The sequence below is a fragment of the Clostridium sp. DSM 17811 genome, from assembly GCF_018861905.1.
GTDB lineage: Bacteria > Bacillota > Clostridia > Clostridiales > Clostridiaceae > Clostridium_AD > Clostridium_AD frigoriphilum.
Genome location: NZ_JAHLDU010000015.1, coordinates 1 through 17,752, shown reverse-complemented (window position 1 = coordinate 17,752; position 17,752 = coordinate 1). Strand labels below are relative to the sequence as shown.

The 17,752-nt window shown below is 29.1% G+C and carries 14 protein-coding genes; 3 read left to right on the top strand and 11 right to left on the bottom strand.

What is annotated here, in order from left to right; translation table 11 throughout:
* Positions 1-74 precede the first annotated feature (74 nt).
* Positions 75-5,513, bottom strand: a complete 5,439-nt coding sequence (locus KPL44_RS16860) for a diguanylate cyclase (RefSeq protein ID WP_216252610.1) — start codon at positions 5,511-5,513, stop codon at positions 75-77.
* A 337-nt stretch (positions 5,514-5,850) separates the two neighbouring features.
* Here KPL44_RS16860 and KPL44_RS16855 point away from each other — a divergent pair, with 337 nt between their 5' ends.
* Positions 5,851-6,195, top strand: coding sequence for a protease inhibitor I42 family protein (locus KPL44_RS16855; protein WP_216252608.1), 345 nt, complete (start codon positions 5,851-5,853; stop codon positions 6,193-6,195).
* Between the two features lie 92 nt (positions 6,196-6,287).
* Here the strand turns inward: KPL44_RS16855 and KPL44_RS16850 are convergent, their stop codons facing one another.
* Positions 6,288-7,151: a methionyl aminopeptidase gene (locus KPL44_RS16850; protein ID WP_216252606.1), complete on the bottom strand. Its 864-nt coding sequence runs from the start codon at positions 7,149-7,151 to the stop codon at positions 6,288-6,290.
* Between the two features lie 375 nt (positions 7,152-7,526).
* Between KPL44_RS16850 and KPL44_RS16845 the strand changes: the two genes are divergently transcribed.
* Positions 7,527-8,645: an HD-GYP domain-containing protein gene (locus KPL44_RS16845; RefSeq protein WP_216252604.1), complete on the top strand. Its 1,119-nt coding sequence runs from the start codon at positions 7,527-7,529 to the stop codon at positions 8,643-8,645.
* 136 nt (positions 8,646-8,781) lie between these two features.
* Here the strand turns inward: KPL44_RS16845 and KPL44_RS16840 are convergent, their stop codons facing one another.
* From KPL44_RS16840 to proC, 7 genes are all read right to left on the bottom strand, one after another.
* Positions 8,782-9,054: a hypothetical protein gene (locus KPL44_RS16840; RefSeq protein ID WP_071614733.1), complete on the bottom strand. Its 273-nt coding sequence runs from the start codon at positions 9,052-9,054 to the stop codon at positions 8,782-8,784.
* A 273-nt stretch (positions 9,055-9,327) separates the two neighbouring features.
* The gene (locus tag KPL44_RS16835; protein WP_216252602.1) at positions 9,328-10,023 is read right to left on the bottom strand and encodes a response regulator transcription factor; all 696 of its coding nucleotides are present in this window, start codon (positions 10,021-10,023) and stop codon (positions 9,328-9,330) included.
* Complete coding sequence (locus KPL44_RS16830; protein ID WP_216252601.1) at positions 10,020-11,471, bottom strand: sensor histidine kinase; 1,452 nt, start codon at positions 11,469-11,471, stop codon at positions 10,020-10,022. The genes KPL44_RS16835 and KPL44_RS16830 overlap by 4 nt, the downstream gene beginning before the upstream one ends.
* Positions 11,472-11,491: 20 nt before the next feature.
* Positions 11,492-12,244, bottom strand: a complete 753-nt coding sequence (locus KPL44_RS16825; RefSeq protein ID WP_216252599.1) for an ABC transporter permease — start codon at positions 12,242-12,244, stop codon at positions 11,492-11,494.
* Positions 12,231-12,956, bottom strand: a complete 726-nt coding sequence (locus KPL44_RS16820) for an ABC transporter ATP-binding protein (protein ID WP_216252596.1) — start codon at positions 12,954-12,956, stop codon at positions 12,231-12,233. Before KPL44_RS16820 ends, KPL44_RS16825 begins: the two co-directional genes overlap by 14 nt.
* Before the next feature lie 139 nt (positions 12,957-13,095).
* On the bottom strand, positions 13,096-14,331 hold the full coding sequence (locus KPL44_RS16815; RefSeq protein ID WP_216252594.1) for a hypothetical protein: 1,236 nt from the start codon (positions 14,329-14,331) through the stop codon (positions 13,096-13,098).
* Positions 14,332-14,456: 125 nt separating this feature from the next.
* Positions 14,457-15,266, bottom strand: a complete 810-nt coding sequence (proC, locus tag KPL44_RS16810) for a pyrroline-5-carboxylate reductase (RefSeq protein ID WP_216252592.1) — start codon at positions 15,264-15,266, stop codon at positions 14,457-14,459.
* Positions 15,267-15,456: 190 nt separating this feature from the next.
* Between proC and KPL44_RS16805 the strand changes: the two genes are divergently transcribed.
* On the top strand, positions 15,457-15,603 hold the full coding sequence (locus KPL44_RS16805; protein ID WP_071614740.1) for a small, acid-soluble spore protein, alpha/beta type: 147 nt from the start codon (positions 15,457-15,459) through the stop codon (positions 15,601-15,603).
* Positions 15,604-15,734: 131 nt separating this feature from the next.
* On the opposite strand, the gene KPL44_RS16800 is transcribed toward KPL44_RS16805, so the two are convergent.
* On the bottom strand, positions 15,735-16,616 hold the full coding sequence (locus tag KPL44_RS16800; protein WP_216252590.1) for a DegV family protein: 882 nt from the start codon (positions 16,614-16,616) through the stop codon (positions 15,735-15,737).
* Positions 16,617-16,749: 133 nt separating this feature from the next.
* Complete coding sequence (locus tag KPL44_RS16795; protein WP_216252589.1) at positions 16,750-17,700, bottom strand: acetyl-CoA carboxylase carboxyltransferase subunit alpha; 951 nt, start codon at positions 17,698-17,700, stop codon at positions 16,750-16,752.
* Between the last annotated feature and the right edge of the window lie 52 nt (positions 17,701-17,752).

Genomic DNA, 17,752 nt, shown 5'->3' with positions numbered 1-17,752 from the left:
AAATTATTTTATATATCTATCTTTCCTAATTTTTATTTAGTCTATACTATGCATAAGATAAAAAATAATTTAAGCTATAGTATTGGGACTATTATCTTACCAAGCATACTTACAAAATTAAAATCATCAAAGCTAAACTCTTTAACTTGTGTTGATTCGGCTAAATATAATACTCCTTTTACATAATCACCCTTGATAAGTGGAATTACAATAACCGATTGCCAGTTAGGTACACCTGTAACAACATCATATTCAATTATCGTATCCCAATCTATCTTCCAAACTCCCTGCTTACTATCGAGTACAGATTTCATTATACTTTTATTATAATTATCACCATCTACCCATTCGTTTATAAATATCTCTCTTGAATATTTTTCGGTAATGGCTCCATTCTCTACAAGAAATAAAATACCTTTTTGCGCTTCTGTAATTTCAATAATCCTGCCCAGTAGACTATATATCTTATCTTCTTTTATTAAATTTATATTTATTAGCTCAATTAATTCTATCATTGCAAGTACATTTCTGTGATCTTGCAATTCATTACCAGATATTATACCCGCAAGCCTATCTGTTTTTTTCGCCTTTTTGGAGAAATCACTATTCCAAGTGACATATCGATTTCTCCCCCGCTGCTTCGCCACATATAATGCTTGATCTACCCTCTCAACTAATTCACCCTGCCACTCACCCTGCATCGGACACGTTGTAACACCCAAACTCACAGTAACATCACGTCTATTGTCTAATATCTTTTCTTGTTCTATTTTACTTCTAAGTTTTTCAGCCACAAGTTGTGCTTCATAAATATCTGTATCTGGAAGAATAACAATAAACTCTTCTCCGCCGTATCTGCCAACGATATCTGTGTCTCTTAAATTACTTAACACAACATCACAAACCCTCTTTAAAGCATAATCTCCTGTCCTATGTCCAAACTTATCATTTATAATTTTAAAATGATCTAAATCATACATAATAAGAGAGAATTTACTTTCATCAAGACTCGATTTTTCAATTTGTTCATCTAATGCCTCTTCTAGGTATTTTCTAGTAAGCGTTCCCGTCAATTTATCAACAGATGAACTTAATCTAAGTTTATATTTTTCAATTATTATACCCACTACTTTGCTAATCTCTATACATTTTTTCATACTACCATTATTTAAATTATTTAATACTCTTTGAGATTCAATATATATATGCCCAATTACATACTTGCTTCCTTGTATGCTCTTTCGTCGTTGATTCTTCACAACACTTTTTTCTGCAATATCTTCCATGATAATTGGGATGCAAATAGACGCCTTTATAGTATTATAAATATTGTTTTTATCCCCAGCTGCCTCTTGGTTTTGCGAACCATCTGTTACTAACCCTGGTTTATCTCGGCTTAACATTTCAGATAATTTTTCTGTGGTCTCTGGTAACTCATATTTTCTATCACTGGCTGCAATAACTTTATATTCTTTATTGTCATCATTAATAATTATTATTGCTCTAGTCGCTAATGTTGTATAGGACAAATAATCAATTATGAGTTCTAAGTTTCTCAAGTTATCAGATTGCAAGTTTTCTAATACATCACCTATATCATGAATACCCTCATGAAGAGAAACTGAGTATATTTTTTTAATAGATTTTATAAAGTTTTTATTTTTCAAAATATCCTTATGGTTTACCTGCTCTAATATATCCATTAATCCTTCTTCATCGCTAATACTTGCCTGTTCAAATTTGAGCATGGAGATATCCTTATTATTTTTATAATAATTGTTAATACCTAAAAATCTATTGAAGGGTCTTATTGCATTGTTTAATCTTATATAAGATAACCTATACTTAATTGGTAATTTAAAATTTATGTTCTTTAATATACCACAAGCTTCAAAGTAATATATTACCGCATACAAATAATCCTCTTTATTAAAATAATAATCACCAATCGCAGTATATATTTTCCAACATATATCTATTTCTTTATATTTTTTTGAATATTCTAAAGCCTCATTAAAAACCTCAATACTGTTTGTATTTTCTATTAATCCGTCAACATACAACTTTTTAACATATACTCTGTGGTCTTTTATATCAATATTGATATTAATCTTGTTAATCTCATTAAAAATAATTGATGCATGCTCTTGTATTTCATTATCATATAAAAGTATTACAACTCCATAAAATATATTAAGTCTACTACTTACATATAATACTTTATTAGCTATTGTTACAATGTATGTAATATCCTTTATTAAGTCATCATCATTTTTTCTTAAATATATTTTTATACATTTATTTAAAATCTGGGCCCATAATGCATGTATGGATTGATTATCCCCATATAATTTCAAAACCATATTGATATAATTCTTCGCCTTTTTCATGTCCCCTAATTTATAGTTAATCTCAGCTGCTAAAAGATAGAATATTTCAATATTTTCCCTTTGATCAGGATAATTAGTAAGTTCCTTATTGCAAAGTTCATAATACTTATAAGCATTATCGTAATCATCTAATCTTAAATAAATACTAGCAATAGATGTATAACAATAAAATAATTTTAACTCAAATTCATATTTTCTACATTCCCCTAACTGTTCAATAAAACATTGTAGTGCTATTTCATACTTTTCTACTAGAAAATACGTCACCCCAATATTAATTGATGCATCTACCTCTCTATTACTAATATTATTCTTCTTACATACTTCTTTTATTTTTAAAAAATATTTTATAGCCATATTATTATCTTGGTAATAATATTCATAAATAAGTCCTATATAATTTAATGCTTTTATTAATTCATCAATATTGTTATATTTATTACATATCGTTATCGCATTTTCAAAAAACATTAATGCCTCATTCGCCCTACCTCTTCTCATAAGAACTACACCCTTATGATTATAAAATATGGATTTCAGTTCTTCATATTCACCCATGCACATTTCTATACCACTGTTACATATTGTTTCAACATTTTCATACTCTTGCCTTATCTCATATACACAAGCTTGAATTCCTTGACACTTAAGCCATCCAGAGCAATAGTCTGTTTTTTCTAACATGGTATTAATTTTTTTAATATAATAAATGACACTCTTTATATCATTTTTATTTAAATATACCGTTGCAACTTTAATCAAGCTATCTATTATGTAATTATGCAACTGATTATTATCATTATACATTTGAAGAGATAGATAGTAATTTATAGCGATGGAATTATGTCCTTCTTGTTCATGCAAATCGGCTAGATCCATAATGAGCTTGATGTTTTCAACTGGATTATTTAAACAATTCATTATTGATACTGCTTTAGTTAAATTTTTTATTGCATCGCTTCTATTTTTTAAAAGTTTCATTTTTCGTGCATTTTCAATGCAGTATTCAATAATCTTCTGCCGTTGATCTGACTTTTCTAAGTGATAAATTAGCTCCTCAATATATTCTGTACCGCCCTGTGCATAAAACCCTTCAAGTAGTACCGATGCTAATCTATGCATATTTTTTTTATCTTCATCACTAATTCTTTCATACATAAGGCTTTTAAGAAACTTATTATAAAAATCAAATACAAAACCTCTATCCTCAATTTTTTTACATAATATTCCCGAGGAAATAAGCCCTTTAATAACTATCTCGAGTTCTTCACTATTCTTATCAATAAACCCTTTTATTACTTCTAAAGAAACCGCGCTTTTAAATATCGATATTATTTTTAGAATATTAAAATTTAATTTCCCCATTTCTTTAACTTGATTAAGCAGTATTGGATGCATATCCTCTGGCACATTAAATTTAGAATAATCGTAATCTATAGTCCAACACCCTTTTTCTTTATCTATATAAATACTTTTTTTATTGAAAAAGCTCTTTATAATTTCTTGCACAAATAATGGATTGCCTTTTGTCTTTTCAAATATACTCTCTACAAATTTATATGGCATATTAGGCATACCTAAAATGTTTTCAATCATTTTACCTACTTCTATTTCACTTAACTCTTTCAAAAATATGTTGGGTACTACAACACTCCTAGATATAGTCTGCTTGAATTTTATAAATTTTTTGTTTAGTACACATTCCCCATCACAGTATGACATTATAATCATAATTTTTTTGTTTTGTAATCTCTTTCTCGTAATATATTCTATCAATTCAATTGTGAACTCATCTGCTAAATGAAAATTATCAATAATTATAACTATAGGTTTATTACCTATACACTCTTCTATAAAGCCCGCAGCAAAGTGTATAAGCCTATATTTTTCTTTGTCTCCACTCAATGGTTTTGAATGTATTATATTCTTTTTACTACCTAATTCAGGTATGAATTTTACCAATTCAGATTCATATCTTTCTAATATTTCTGGTTCGCATTCAGAAATGAGCTGTTTTAATATATCTACAAAAGCCACATTACTGTTTTTAGTAGAAGCCTCTAATTTAAAACTATTATAAACATTTACTTTTCTCAAAGAAAAAAGATATTTTAATGACTTAAGAAACCGAGTTTTACCAATACCAGATTCGCCATGTATAAAAACAGTAAGATTATTTTCACCTTCATTTTTTATACATTCATAGCTATTGATAATTTTATATACTTCATCCTCCCTACCTATCATTTTCAAGTTAGTATTTAATTTGTTTATTTCCTTTTTCCTATATGGTATATATTTCTTTTCAAACAAATTATTTATGTCTATTACCAATTCTGAAATATTTTGATATCTTTTTGTAATATCACTATAAATCATCTTTTCAATGATCCTTTGAAAGTTTATGTTAAGATTTTCATTGTTATTAAATATCTCTTTTATTTTAAAATCATTAATTTCATCATTTATAACAAAATTACAATTTTCACTCTTCATATATATGATAAACAATAAAATTCCTAGAGAATATATATCACTAAATATACTACATTTCTTACCTTCTAATATCTCTGGAGCCTTAAAATACTCCTCACTATTCTCATCTTTCCAAAAAGTTTGTTTTTCAAGTTCCACTGTTGCAAAATCCTTGAATTTAACGCAATTTCTTTTGTACTTCGTATTTGTAACTATTGTATTACTTAAATTTATATCACTATAAACAAATCCTTTTAAATGTAGATAATTTATACTTTGGCATATTTCTATAAATAAATCTAATACCTCATCACTTTGCATATCACTTACTATATCTAAAATATTAAAATCATTTTTAACATACTCATTTGTGAAAAAATAAACTTTGTCATCTAATTTTTTATTATCTAATAAATTTAATAAATCAAAGTCATATACTAATGTTACATTTTCGCATTTTAAGTTAGTTAAACTTATAAATTCTTTTGTATAAAATTCTATTAACTCTTTCTTTAGAAATTCTGAGTTAAGAATATTTAATTGTACCGTATCATAATTTTTTCTTATATCATTTACAATATAACTGGAACCTAACCTATTTTGTTTTATACATTTAATTATTCGATATCTATTATTAATAATTTCCACTTTAATCACTTCCTCAAATATCAATTAAATTAACATTTTAGATAATGCTAGAAATTCATTTTCAAATATAGTACACTCTAGGTTCTTTATCCCATTAATATAATAAGCCATTTAAATGTTTATGTTAAATTTTGTATATCTATGTTATTATACCAATAAAATGTGTCATTTTACTGTTTTTATATAAAATGTTAAATATGGCTACTAAAATGACATTTAGGATACTGTTGTTGCATGAATAAATATATAAAAAAAAGAAACAATAATAATATATTTATGCTATTCATACTATTTTATTGATAAATCTGCGCAGGTGGTGATTAAGGAGGATACTAACTTGACTTATGAATATGAAAATTTCAAGTCAAATGCTATTGTTTTGGACCATAAGCTTATAAACATTATCCCTATAAATGAGAATATGATTATTGAACTTACTGAGTCCCCAGCAACTGGATATTGCTGGCACTACACCACCTCTGATCCTTCTATTGTATTATTAGAAGAGAAAAAAACATTTGATTTTAATAAACCAAATATCTTAGGTGGAAGTAATCAAATTATCTGGAAATTTAAATGTTTAAATTGTGGTGAATGCAAAATAACCTTTTCTTATTATAAGAGCTGGAAAAGAGAATCTTGCTCCTTAGATGAATTCACATACATAATAAAAGCTGAGTAGTCTAAGTCACTAAACAACTTATCAAAAAAACAAAAAGGAAAGTCCACCATATGTAACGTGGACTCTCCTTATAAACTGTTATTTGTTAAAACTTAAGTTAATATCTCATAACCTGTTTGAGTAACAAGTATGGTATGTTCCCATTGAGATGACAATGAGCCATCTGTTGTAACCGCTGTCCAATCATCATCAAGTACCCTTGTATCTGGGCTCCCGATATTAATCATAGGTTCAATAGTAAACGTCATATTAGGTAATAATATTGTACCCTCACCTTTTTTACCTATATGAGCTACAAATGGTTCTTCATGGAATTCTAGTCCAACACCATGACCACCATAATCATAAACTACAGAATAGCCAAGACTTTCTGCATGTTGCTGAATAGCATTTCCAATATCCCCAAGCGTATTAAATGGTTTCACTTGTTCTATGCCAAGGTCTAGACATTCCTTTGATACACGCACCAAATCTACTGATGCTTTTGAGCCCTCTCCTATTATGTACATTCTACTAGCGTCACCGTAATATCCGTCTAATATGCAAGATACATCTACATTAACTATATCGCCATCTTTTAGAACAGTTTCACATGGTATACCATGACATATCACATCATTTATTGATGTGCATACACTCTTAGGGAATCCACCGTAGCCTAATGGTGCTGGGTATGCATTATGCTCTACCGTATATTCATGTACCCAAGTATTAATTTCCTCTGTGGTTACTCCAGCTTTTATTCTCTCACTAACAATATCCAGTACATCATGAGTTAGTTTACAACTTTTTCTTATACCGTCTATTTGTTCCTGTGTTTTCATGATATCTCTAGGTATTGTATACCCAACTTTCTCCTCTATATTGCTTATAAATACGTCTTGATCCATATGACATTTTTTATATTTCTTGCCACTTCCACACCAACACACATCATTTCGTGATAATTTATTCATTTCATTTCCTCCCACCTAAAATTATTCTAAACATCAATATTAACTACAGATTAGTTATAAGGCATCTTAGACTTGTTATTTTTTATTATGCTAAGTATATGCTTATCTTTAAGCAACCTTAACTTCTCAAGGTTATATGCTTTATTGATGATTTAATCTTTTATTACAGTTACTATTATACCTCTTCTTTACAATTGTTGTGCACTAATTAATAATTAATAAATATTAGTGTAATTTTAGCTCATAATAGTGTAAAATATATTATTATACATATATACTAAAATAATATATATTTTGTAATATATTATTCGTACTAGAATAGATTTTATATTAATATTCATTAAAGTGACTTAATATTCAGGATGTGATGTAATTTTGAGACTTTTACCAATTGAATTTGCAAAACCAGGAGATTTTTTGGCTAAAACTATATTTGATAACGATGGGAGAATTCTATTAAGGGAAGGTGTTGCATTAACTGATTTTTACTTGGCAATGATAAAACGTTTACAAATTTGTTCTATATACATTAATGATGAATACAACGAAGCTGAAATTGAAGATGTTATAAAACCTGAGTTACGCCAACATGCTATTAAAGCTATAAAAGAAGCTTTTTATAGCTTTGAGAAATATAGTTTGTATTCTACTAATACCAACATTGATGAAAAAAAAGTTTCAAAAGAAAAACGAGTCTATTTCGAATCTATAGGAAGTATTGCAAAGAAAATAATTGACGAGATAATAAGTAAAAAAAATGTAATGATTAACCTCGTAGATATTAAAAGTATGGATAATTACACCTACCAACACAGTGTAAACGTAGCCGTACTTTCTCTAGTATTAGGTGTTCAATTACAATTAAATCAGAATGAGCTTTATACTTTATGCATAGGAGCGTTACTACATGATATAGGCAAAACTCTTATTCCAAAACAAATAATTTTAAAACCTGGTCCCTTAACTGATGAAGAATATAAAACTGTAAAAGAACATACCACAAAAGGTTATGATTTTCTAAAAGGATGTTTGGAAATACCTGCTCCCGCTAGAATTGTTGCTCTTCAACATCATGAAAAAATAAATGGGCGCGGATACCCAGATAACATAAAAAATAAATCAATTAATAAATTTGCTAGAATTGTTGCTATTGCAGATGTGTATGATGCACTTACATCAGACAGGCCCTATAGCAAAGCCATGTGCCCTAATGATGCTGTAGAATATATTTTTTCTCATGGTGATACTCAGTTTGATTACGAAATGGTTAAAGTATTTTCTAAGGCAGTTGTTCCTTATCCACCTGGAACCCTGGTCAAATTAAGCACTGGTGATATCGGTGTAGTTATGGCTGTATTTCCTAACTTTGCTTTAAGACCACAAGTTAAAATTATAAAAAAAGGAATAAATTCTAGTTCTAATGAAGTTGGCACAACCGTTTCTCTTGTTTCACAATTAGATATCGTAATTAGAAATATTGAGTTTGCCGTCTAATAATGTTACATCCTTTAACAATTAAAAGCTAAAAAAAGTGGGTGTCTCACAATAGAAAGTAATTTCTATTGTGAGACACCCCCTTTCCATTAAAACATTTGAGGTACCCTAATCTATTTTTTTAATAGCTTATTTTCTATATATTATTTATTATATAATCCTTTTTAAGATACTGGTATTTATTAGAACTTGCATTAACTACTAAATTATTATTAGCTATTTCTGCAGCTTCTTCTATATTCTTAGCCTTAAACATTATAGTTCCACCATTTCTATTATACATTCCCCCACATATTAAATATTTAGAAGAACGATTAATCTTATCTGTACTTGAAGCATAAGTTATTGCTAAACTGTCATTACCCTCTCTTGAATAATTTATTTTAACCAATAAATCCTTTGTTTCCATTTGTTTTACCCCCAGTCCAATAATCTACTTTAGAAATGTCATTAAAACTATTATAAGATGAAATAATTATATATTTATAAATACTTTAAAAGTATTTTGTCTTATTATGTTATGTATACATTGTAACGAACATTTGTTCGTTAGTCAATAGATTTTATTTTCATAATAAATATATATGTTTTGCTTGTAATTTTTATTACATGTAAACTTAATACATATAATTTTAAGAACCTAAAATATTAAGGATAATAAAAATACAGGCTTAGGGTATGTTTATACCCTAAGCCTGTACCCAGTTCCCCAAACAGTTTCAATGTATTGAGGCTGAGATGTACATTTATCAATTTTTTCCCTTACTCTTCCAATATGTACTGTTACAGTCGCAGTATCTGATAACGCATCATATCCCCATATTTTTTCAAATAATTCGACTTTACTAAATACCCTGTTAGGATTTTCAGCCAGATAAAGTAATAAATCAAACTCCTTTTGAGCTAAGTTTATTTCAATACCATTTACAAATACCTGCCTACAATCCTTTCTTATTTCTAGTCCCCTTATTATAATAGTGCTACTTTTCACCACAGAGTTAAATTTATTCTTTATTCGCTCGTAATTTCGAATGTGTGATTTAACTCTAGCAACTAGTTCACTTGGGTTAAATGGCTTTGTAATATAGTCATCTGCACCAAGACTTAATCCTTTTATTTTATCAATATCATCTTTTTTTGCAGATACCATTAAAACTGGGATTTCCTTATCCTCTTGCATACTGCGCAAAATAGTAAATCCATCAATTTTAGGAAGCATAACATCAAGAATTAACAAATCAAATTCCTTTGTTTTCAAAGCATTTAATCCATCTACCCCATCATTACATATTTCAACTTCAAACCCTTCAATCTCTAAATAGTCTTTTTGAAGCATCGCAATACTTATATCATCTTCTACTATTAAAATTTTTTTCATAATACTCCTTTATTTGATATTTTCCCAAATGACATCAAAATACTCGTACCTTCATTTTCATGACTCACAGCCCAAATTGTGCCGCCGTGTCCCTCTACAATTTGTTTTGCAATTGCAAGTCCTAGTCCACTTCCATTTGCTTCACTTCTGGCCGCATCCGCTCTGTAGAATCTATCAAAAATTTTATTTACATCATTTTCATCAATACCAGAACCATTATCCCTTATTTCAATTATAATGCTAGAATTAGTTTCTCTAAGAATAATTGTGATTTTACCTTGCTTTTTATCCATATATTTACGAGAATTATCAATAATATTTAGTATAACTCTCATTAATCTTTCTCTATCAATCTTAACGTATTTTAAACCCTCCAAATTATTTTCCAAACAAATTTCTATGTTCGACTTTTCAAGTTCTGGTGCGCTTTCATGAATACAGTATTTAAAATAATCCATAATATCTGTGTTTTCAAATTTAAAAGGTAATTGACTGAGATCTAACTTCGAATATAAAAGCAAATCATTAATCATAACATCCATCTGAGTGGCCTTTGAATAAATAGTCTTTAAATATCGATCTGCCTTTTCAGGGGTATTAGCAACCCCATCCAAAATACCATTAACATAACCCTTTATTGACGTTATAGGTGTTTTAAGATCATGGGATATACTAGAAACTAGCATCGTCCTATTCTCGTCATACTTCTTTTTGAGGCGGATAGAATCTTTAAGTTGTATTCTCATCTTTTCAAAATCAGCACATAACTTCTTAATTTCTTGATCTCCAACTTCAATAATTTCTAGACTTAAATCACCCTTACTAATTTCTCCTACAGCTATACTTAAAAGTGATAAGGGCTTTATTATTCTTTTAGAAAGTAGATAGGACATATACATGTTGAGTGCTATAAATGATATAAGGAATATCGCAACTATAAATATAATAAACTCTTCTAGAATGCTTGAATACCTAAAGACTGGAGCAAGTAATATGACATTCCCTCTGTTACCATCACTAAACCTAATTGGAGCTACTTCTACCATATAAGATGTAGCATCAATTTCTACTAATTTTTTTTCAAATTTAGTATTAGCTTCTACTAAACATTTCTCTATGTCAATTTTATTTACATCCTTTGAAGTGAAAATAATAGTATTATTTTTAAGTACTATTATTTCTCCATTTATGGTTGATAACTTTTGATGTAAATATTGTTGATATTTTATATCCTCTATATTATAAGAACTTTGATTACGTACAATATTGCTAGTGTCAGCTAATTGGGTCTTTATGAATATGAACTTTTTAAAATTACCATAACTTACGTCCTTTTTAAAAATGGTTGAAGAAATAAAAATAAATAAGACCGCAGCTACAATTGTAATTACAAAAGGAACTATCACGGTTACAGTGTTAGAAAAGATCAATCGTTTTTTTATATTCATTTTTCACCTCAAAAATGTCTTTAAAATTCTTTTTTGTCAAATATATAATATCCTGCTGTAAAAAATATTATACCATAACTAATCATCATCATAAATTGTAGAAAGATTTTTAAAATAGGTACGGTATCCATAGTAAATAGCGTATACCAGTTCATCATTGATGTAATAAATATACCCGAATATCTGTAAAATACAATTCCGAGTCCCTTAAACATAACAAAAACAAAAATAGACAGAAAAAACACGCCTATACCACTTTTAATTATATTTGCAAAAAATGCAATGATTATTGATAATATCACCATAGGAATTAACGTTACAATATAGGAAACTAGAATTTTAATAACGCTACTAAATGTAGCTGAATTTGAATTAAAAAGACAACCAGCAATTATTGAAAAAATCATTATAAATAAGAGATTCGCTATGATAAATAACATAATTGCAATTAACTTTGATGCATAAAATTTGAACCGTGAGATGGGCCTTGTTAGTGCAATTTTCATAGTGTTTTGTGAAAACTCCCCTGAGAAACTCTCAATAGTAACAAGAGCAGTAAATAAAGGTAATATTGTATTTACAACTACTGATAGAACCAATATAGGAAATTCCATACTAGAAACTCCGCGTAGTCCAAACCCAGATCTTAATACTATCATAGATAGTTGTCCTATTATTATAATAACAAGTGATATAATCACAGCAACTATTATCTTCTTTCTTTTATATAGCTTTTCAATTTCATTTATTAAAGCAGCTTTAAATTCTACCATTTCGCTCTACCTCACTAACAAAATAATTTTCAAGTGTTGAATAATTTTTTAGAATATTCTTCATAGTATCAACATTAAGCATTCTCCCATTGTATAACACACCAATATGTGTACAAGTAAGTTCAACATCGTGAATAAGATGACTTGATATAAAAAATGTTGTATTTTCCTTTTCTGCAAGGTCCTTCACTATATTTCTCATAGCAATCATTCCCTCAACATCAAGTCCATTTAAAGGTTCATCTAATATAATTACCTCTGGCCTTGCTAAAATGGCTGCTGCAATTCCTAGTCTTTGTTTCATTCCAAGCGAGAATTTTCTAGGTTTCTCATTTTTGTATTTAAGAATACCTGTTAGCTCTAAAACTTCATCAATTCTCTGATCATCAACATCCTTATAATATCTTGAGACTTGCTTTAGATTCTCATAAGCTGTTAAATAGGAATAGGTTTCTGCTGTTTCTATAATGCACCCGACTTTTTTCATTACTTGTTCATAATCCTCTAGTATACTGTGTCCTAAGATTTTTACATCCCCACTGTCTGGTCTTATAAGTCCAGTCATAATTTTCATAGCAGTAGTTTTCCCAGCACCATTAGGTCCTAGAAATCCAAAAATCTCCCCTTTATGTATATCAAGATTTATATCTGTTATCCCTCTTCCATTTTTATATACCTTGGAAAGGTTTTTAATCTCAATTACTTTCTCCATTTATTTCCCCCCAAATACACTTTTTAAAATCTTTTGATTATAATTATATTGTTTAATAATGATAAAATAAAGATACGGGGACCCTACCCCAGAATATTTTAATTTAGAGTCCCCCATATAATTTTAATGATTTTATTTGTTATTTAAACACTTTACTGTAATTACCGTTAGAATTTAAGGTTCCACCACTATTTCCATTTTGGTTAAAGTATATAGTTGCTGAACCTTGGTCAATAGATATATTCCCTGTGAAATTAGATGCTTTAACCTTCCCATTAAACTGGCCTTTTTCAAATGTTGAACTAAACTTAAAGTCTTTTTTATCCACTGCATATTGCTCAAATCCTTTTACATATTCCTCATAATATCTTCCACTGACACCTTTATTGTCTAAGGCAGTGATGTCTACAAATCTCTCACCTATTTTTACGAATTTTGCATCTTTTTCTATTAAAATATCTGCTTTATATTTTCCTAAATATTTTTCAGGATTAGTTAATTTACTATGATCTTGTTCCACATTTTTTTCTACTTTCTTACCTGTTAAATCAGGTTTATTAACCTTAGTCGAGTTAACATCCGTCATCTTTGCTAGTAACTCAAAAGTTAACTTATGTTCTACGCCTTTTGCATCTTTACCAGAAATTACTCCAGTGCCAAGAACAGTTTGAATAAGCCCATCTTTAGTTGTTACCATATTTCCTTTAACATCTTTTACAAATACATCATTTGTTATTTTAGGTATACTACTCTCATTATTAGGGTTATTAGATATATTACCAAATGCACTCTTAGATTCAAGAGATACTACTGCATTAATAATGGATGGTATTTGTGCTTCACTTAAAGAACCAGACAAAGTCTTACTTCCATCAGAATTTTGCGTAACCACAACTGCATCCTTTAAATTACCAACAACAGCATCTGCAATTTTTTCCATATCAGTTGCTCCCTCTTCTTTAAAGGGATTTTGTGAAATTGTAGTTTTATGAGGAGTTGTAAATGTAGTTGTATTATATATATTATTCGTGCTATTTTTATATATAGACTCATTTGAATCAGAGTAATTATACTCCTCTGTCTTTTTTAAGCCATCAAGTCCTTTTGTTACAGTTTCTTTACTTCCCTTTGCTACGTCAACTTTACTAAGAGAATCTTCAGAATAAACTACATTACCATTATCCTTTATAATAATCGACATGTCTCCAGTATAACTTGTTAGTTTAGTTGTAGCATTTTCTGCTGTATATTTAACAGAATCCTTAAGTTGGTCATATCCACTTTTAGTTAATACTTGTGCCATAGCAGTAGTTGCAAACATTACACTTCCTAGAGCAAAACTTACAATCATTGCTGTTTTCTTATTTAACTTCATTTTATTTAATCTCCTCTTTGTTTTAAATTTGTTTTTTAGCATGAAAGTCTTTCATAATTCTATTTTAAAGTACATGTCTCTACTTTCTATAAACAAATTATAAACAAATTATAAACTCTATTCATTTAATTTTTACCCATTCTTATTGCCTTCTCCGTACAACTTTCCATAGCTGAAATTACAGTGCCTCTAAAATTATTCTTTTCTAATGTGTATACTGCCTCTATAGTAGTTCCCCCTGGTGAACATACATCGTCTTTAAGTTTCCCTGGATGTTCACCAGTTTCAAGCACCATTTTAGCAGCCCCTAGCACTGCCTGTGCTGCCATTTTATAAGCTTTGCCTCTTGGCATTCCTTGAAGCACTGCGCCATCACCTAGGGCTTCAATAAACATATAAACATAAGCCGGAGATGATCCACTAACCGAAGGAACCACGTCAATAAGTTTTTCCTCTAATATTTCTACCTTACCAAAACTTTCAAATATTTTCAATACATCTTGTAATTCATCAGGGTTTATATTTGCATTTGAACAAAGTGCACTCATTCCCTCGCCTACAAGCGCTGGAGTATTTGGCATAGTTCTTATAATTTTTGCCTTCTCCCCTAATAAATTACTCATACGCTCTAAAGTTATTCCCGCTGCAATAGTTACTATAACCACATCCTTCTTTAAATATGGTTTTATTTCCTCAATGACATCAATATATTTATAAGGTTTTACAGCAAGTATTACTATATCAGAAACCTTTGCAACTTTAGCGTTATCATTTGTTACTTTAATATTATATTCTTCTTTTACCTTATTTAAATTCTTCTCCGATGGATTACTTGCTATTATATTTTCGCTAGGGACTAAATTTGATTTAACTATTCCACTTATCATAGCCCTTGCCATATTCCCACAACCTATAAATCCTATTGTTTTATTCATATCAATAACTCCTCCAATGTAAATTTAATTAATAATACTAATTATATCATTAAAATGCACATTCAAATTGATAACATTTTTTAGTATAAATATTTAAAATTTGGTTATATTAATATTGAAATGTTTAATATTAAGAGTAATAGATTAATGATTATTTTATGCTCTTAAAAAATATAAGGAGGATCTTTATATGTCACATAAAGACAACAAAAACAGTAAAGACAATAAAAAAGCTAGTCAAAAAACAAAAAAAGAATTAGACAAAATGAGAATGGAAACTGCAAATGAAATAGGTGTTTCTAAAGAATCTAAAAAATTAGGAAAAGAAACGAAATAGTTTTTAAACATCCCTAAATCAAAAGGAAGATGCCCTATGACATCTTCCTTTTGATTTATTATAATGATATTATATTAATATATGATGTGTTATTATAATTGCGATTTATTACTATTAAAATATACAATCTTTTATCTTTCCTTTGCTATAAAAAATATTCCTAACATCTCTGGTCCTACATGTGACCCTACTGCCGTACCAACATAATTTAAAATAACATCCTTAACATTTCCATTTTCTCTAAGTAATAATTCTAAAGCTAATGCATCTTGAAGACAATCCCCATGGCTTATTGCAATAACTTGCTTAATGCTTGGATCTGACTTTTCCTTAAACTTTTGTACTAAAGTACTTATTGCTTTTTTTCTTCCTCTACACTTAGAGAATGGTATAAGCCTACCTTCGTTGTCAACAAATAAAACAGGTTTTATATTTAGTAATGTACCAACAGCTGCTGCAGAACTAGATATCCTTCCTCCTCTTTTTAAATGATTTAAATCATTTACCGTAAACCAATGATTAATCCTCAGTTTATTCTCCTCAAGCCATTTAACTATCTCTCCTGTAGATTTCCCACTCTTCAACATTTCATATGCATAATATGTTAAAAGTCCCTGTCCAAGGCTTGCGCATTTACTATCTACAATTCTTATATCAGCATCCGGAAAATCTTCAAGTATAGTTTCTCTTGCTATATTTGCACTATTAATAGTTCCAGTTAATCCAGAAGACAATGCAATATATATTATAGACTTTTTCAGTAGAACATATTTTTTGAAAACTTCTAAATATATTTGGCTATTAATTTGTGATGTAGTAGGCGTTTCTCCCTGCCTTAAAGCGTCATAAAAATCTTTGCGAGTAAAATCCTCTCCAAAATCATCTTCTCTTGCTTGCCCTTTAAAGTTACAAATCAACCCTAATGGTACTATATTATCCTGTTTAATATATTCTAAAGGTAAATCGCATCCTGAATCTATTACTAGAATTATTTCACTATGTGTTTTACTCATAACTTAAATCCCCTTTGCCATTCTTTAAATATTATTTTTACCTTTTATTCTATATAATTTATATATACACCTCTATACAAAAAAAGAAAAGCAAATATACTTTTCCTAGCTTAATTGAAGTGGAAATTACTAATTATTCTACTACCTTACCAATCTTTCTAAACTTATAATATCTTTTGGTAAGAAGGGATTCTATCGATTCACGTTTTAATCTACCAATTGCTTCCTCTAAGTTACGTTTAATACTAATTGACATCTCATCTACATTAGTATGTGCTCCGCCTAGAGGTTCTTTTATAATTCTATCTATTATTTCGTAATTTATCAAATCCTGAGCTGTTATTTTCATCGCATTAGCTGCTTCACTCGCAAGACTTGCATCTTTATATAATATACTCGCAAAACCTTCCGGTGATAAAATAGAATAAATTGCATGTTCGAGCATCCAAACTTCATCCGCTACCGCCATTGCTAAAGCTCCGCCACTTCCACCTTCACCAATGACTATTGAAATTATTGGTGTTTTTAAAGTTGACATATTCATAAGATTTCTAGCTATTGCTTCACCTTGACCTCTTTCTTCTGCACCTAATCCACAATATGCCCCTGGAGTATCAACAAAACAAATAACAGGTCTTTTAAATTTTTCTGCCTGTTTCATAAGTCTTAAAGCTTTTCTATAGCCTTCAGGATTTGGCATACCAAAATTTCTCTTTATATTTTCCTTTGTGTTCTTTCCCTTTTGCTGCGCTATAACAGTTACAGGTATACCATTAAACTCTGCGATTCCACCCACAATTGAAGCATCGTCTCCATAATATCTATCTCCATGTAACTCAATAAATGAATCAAAAATTTTATTTATATAATCAAGAGCAGTCGGACGTTCCACTAGCCTTGCAATACTTACTTTATCCCAAGCAGTTAAATTTTTATAGGCTTCCTTTTGCATATTATAGAGCTTTATTTCCATCTGTCTTATCTCTTTATCTAAATCCATATTTTGATCTTTTGCTAAATTTTTTAGCTCATCTATTTTACTTTTAAGTTCATACATGTTCTTTTCAAAAGGTAAAGTTACCATAAAATTTCACTCCTTATGTATTACTTTTGTCTTTCTGTCGGTGCTATAAATG

Bases quoted from the DNA above. Each gene is read 5' to 3' on its own strand.
- KPL44_RS16850 (WP_216252606.1), bottom strand. From the start codon at position 7,151: ATGAATAAATTATCACGAAATGATGTGTGTTGGTGTGGAAGTGGCAAG.
- KPL44_RS16840 (WP_071614733.1), bottom strand. From the start codon at position 9,054: ATGGAAACAAAGGATTTATTGGTTAAAATAAATTATTCAAGAGAGGGT.
- KPL44_RS16835 (WP_216252602.1), bottom strand. From the start codon at position 10,023: ATGAAAAAAATTTTAATAGTAGAAGATGATATAAGTATTGCGATGCTT.
- KPL44_RS16830 (WP_216252601.1), bottom strand. From the start codon at position 11,471: ATGAATATAAAAAAACGATTGATCTTTTCTAACACTGTAACCGTGATA.
- KPL44_RS16825 (WP_216252599.1), bottom strand. From the start codon at position 12,244: ATGGTAGAATTTAAAGCTGCTTTAATAAATGAAATTGAAAAGCTATAT.
- KPL44_RS16820 (WP_216252596.1), bottom strand. From the start codon at position 12,956: ATGGAGAAAGTAATTGAGATTAAAAACCTTTCCAAGGTATATAAAAAT.
- KPL44_RS16815 (WP_216252594.1), bottom strand. From the start codon at position 14,331: ATGAAGTTAAATAAGAAAACAGCAATGATTGTAAGTTTTGCTCTAGGA.
- proC (WP_216252592.1), bottom strand. From the start codon at position 15,266: ATGAATAAAACAATAGGATTTATAGGTTGTGGGAATATGGCAAGGGCT.
- KPL44_RS16805 (WP_071614740.1), top strand. From the start codon at position 15,457: ATGTCACATAAAGACAACAAAAACAGTAAAGACAATAAAAAAGCTAGT.
- KPL44_RS16800 (WP_216252590.1), bottom strand. From the start codon at position 16,616: ATGAGTAAAACACATAGTGAAATAATTCTAGTAATAGATTCAGGATGC.
- KPL44_RS16795 (WP_216252589.1), bottom strand. From the start codon at position 17,700: ATGGTAACTTTACCTTTTGAAAAGAACATGTATGAACTTAAAAGTAAA.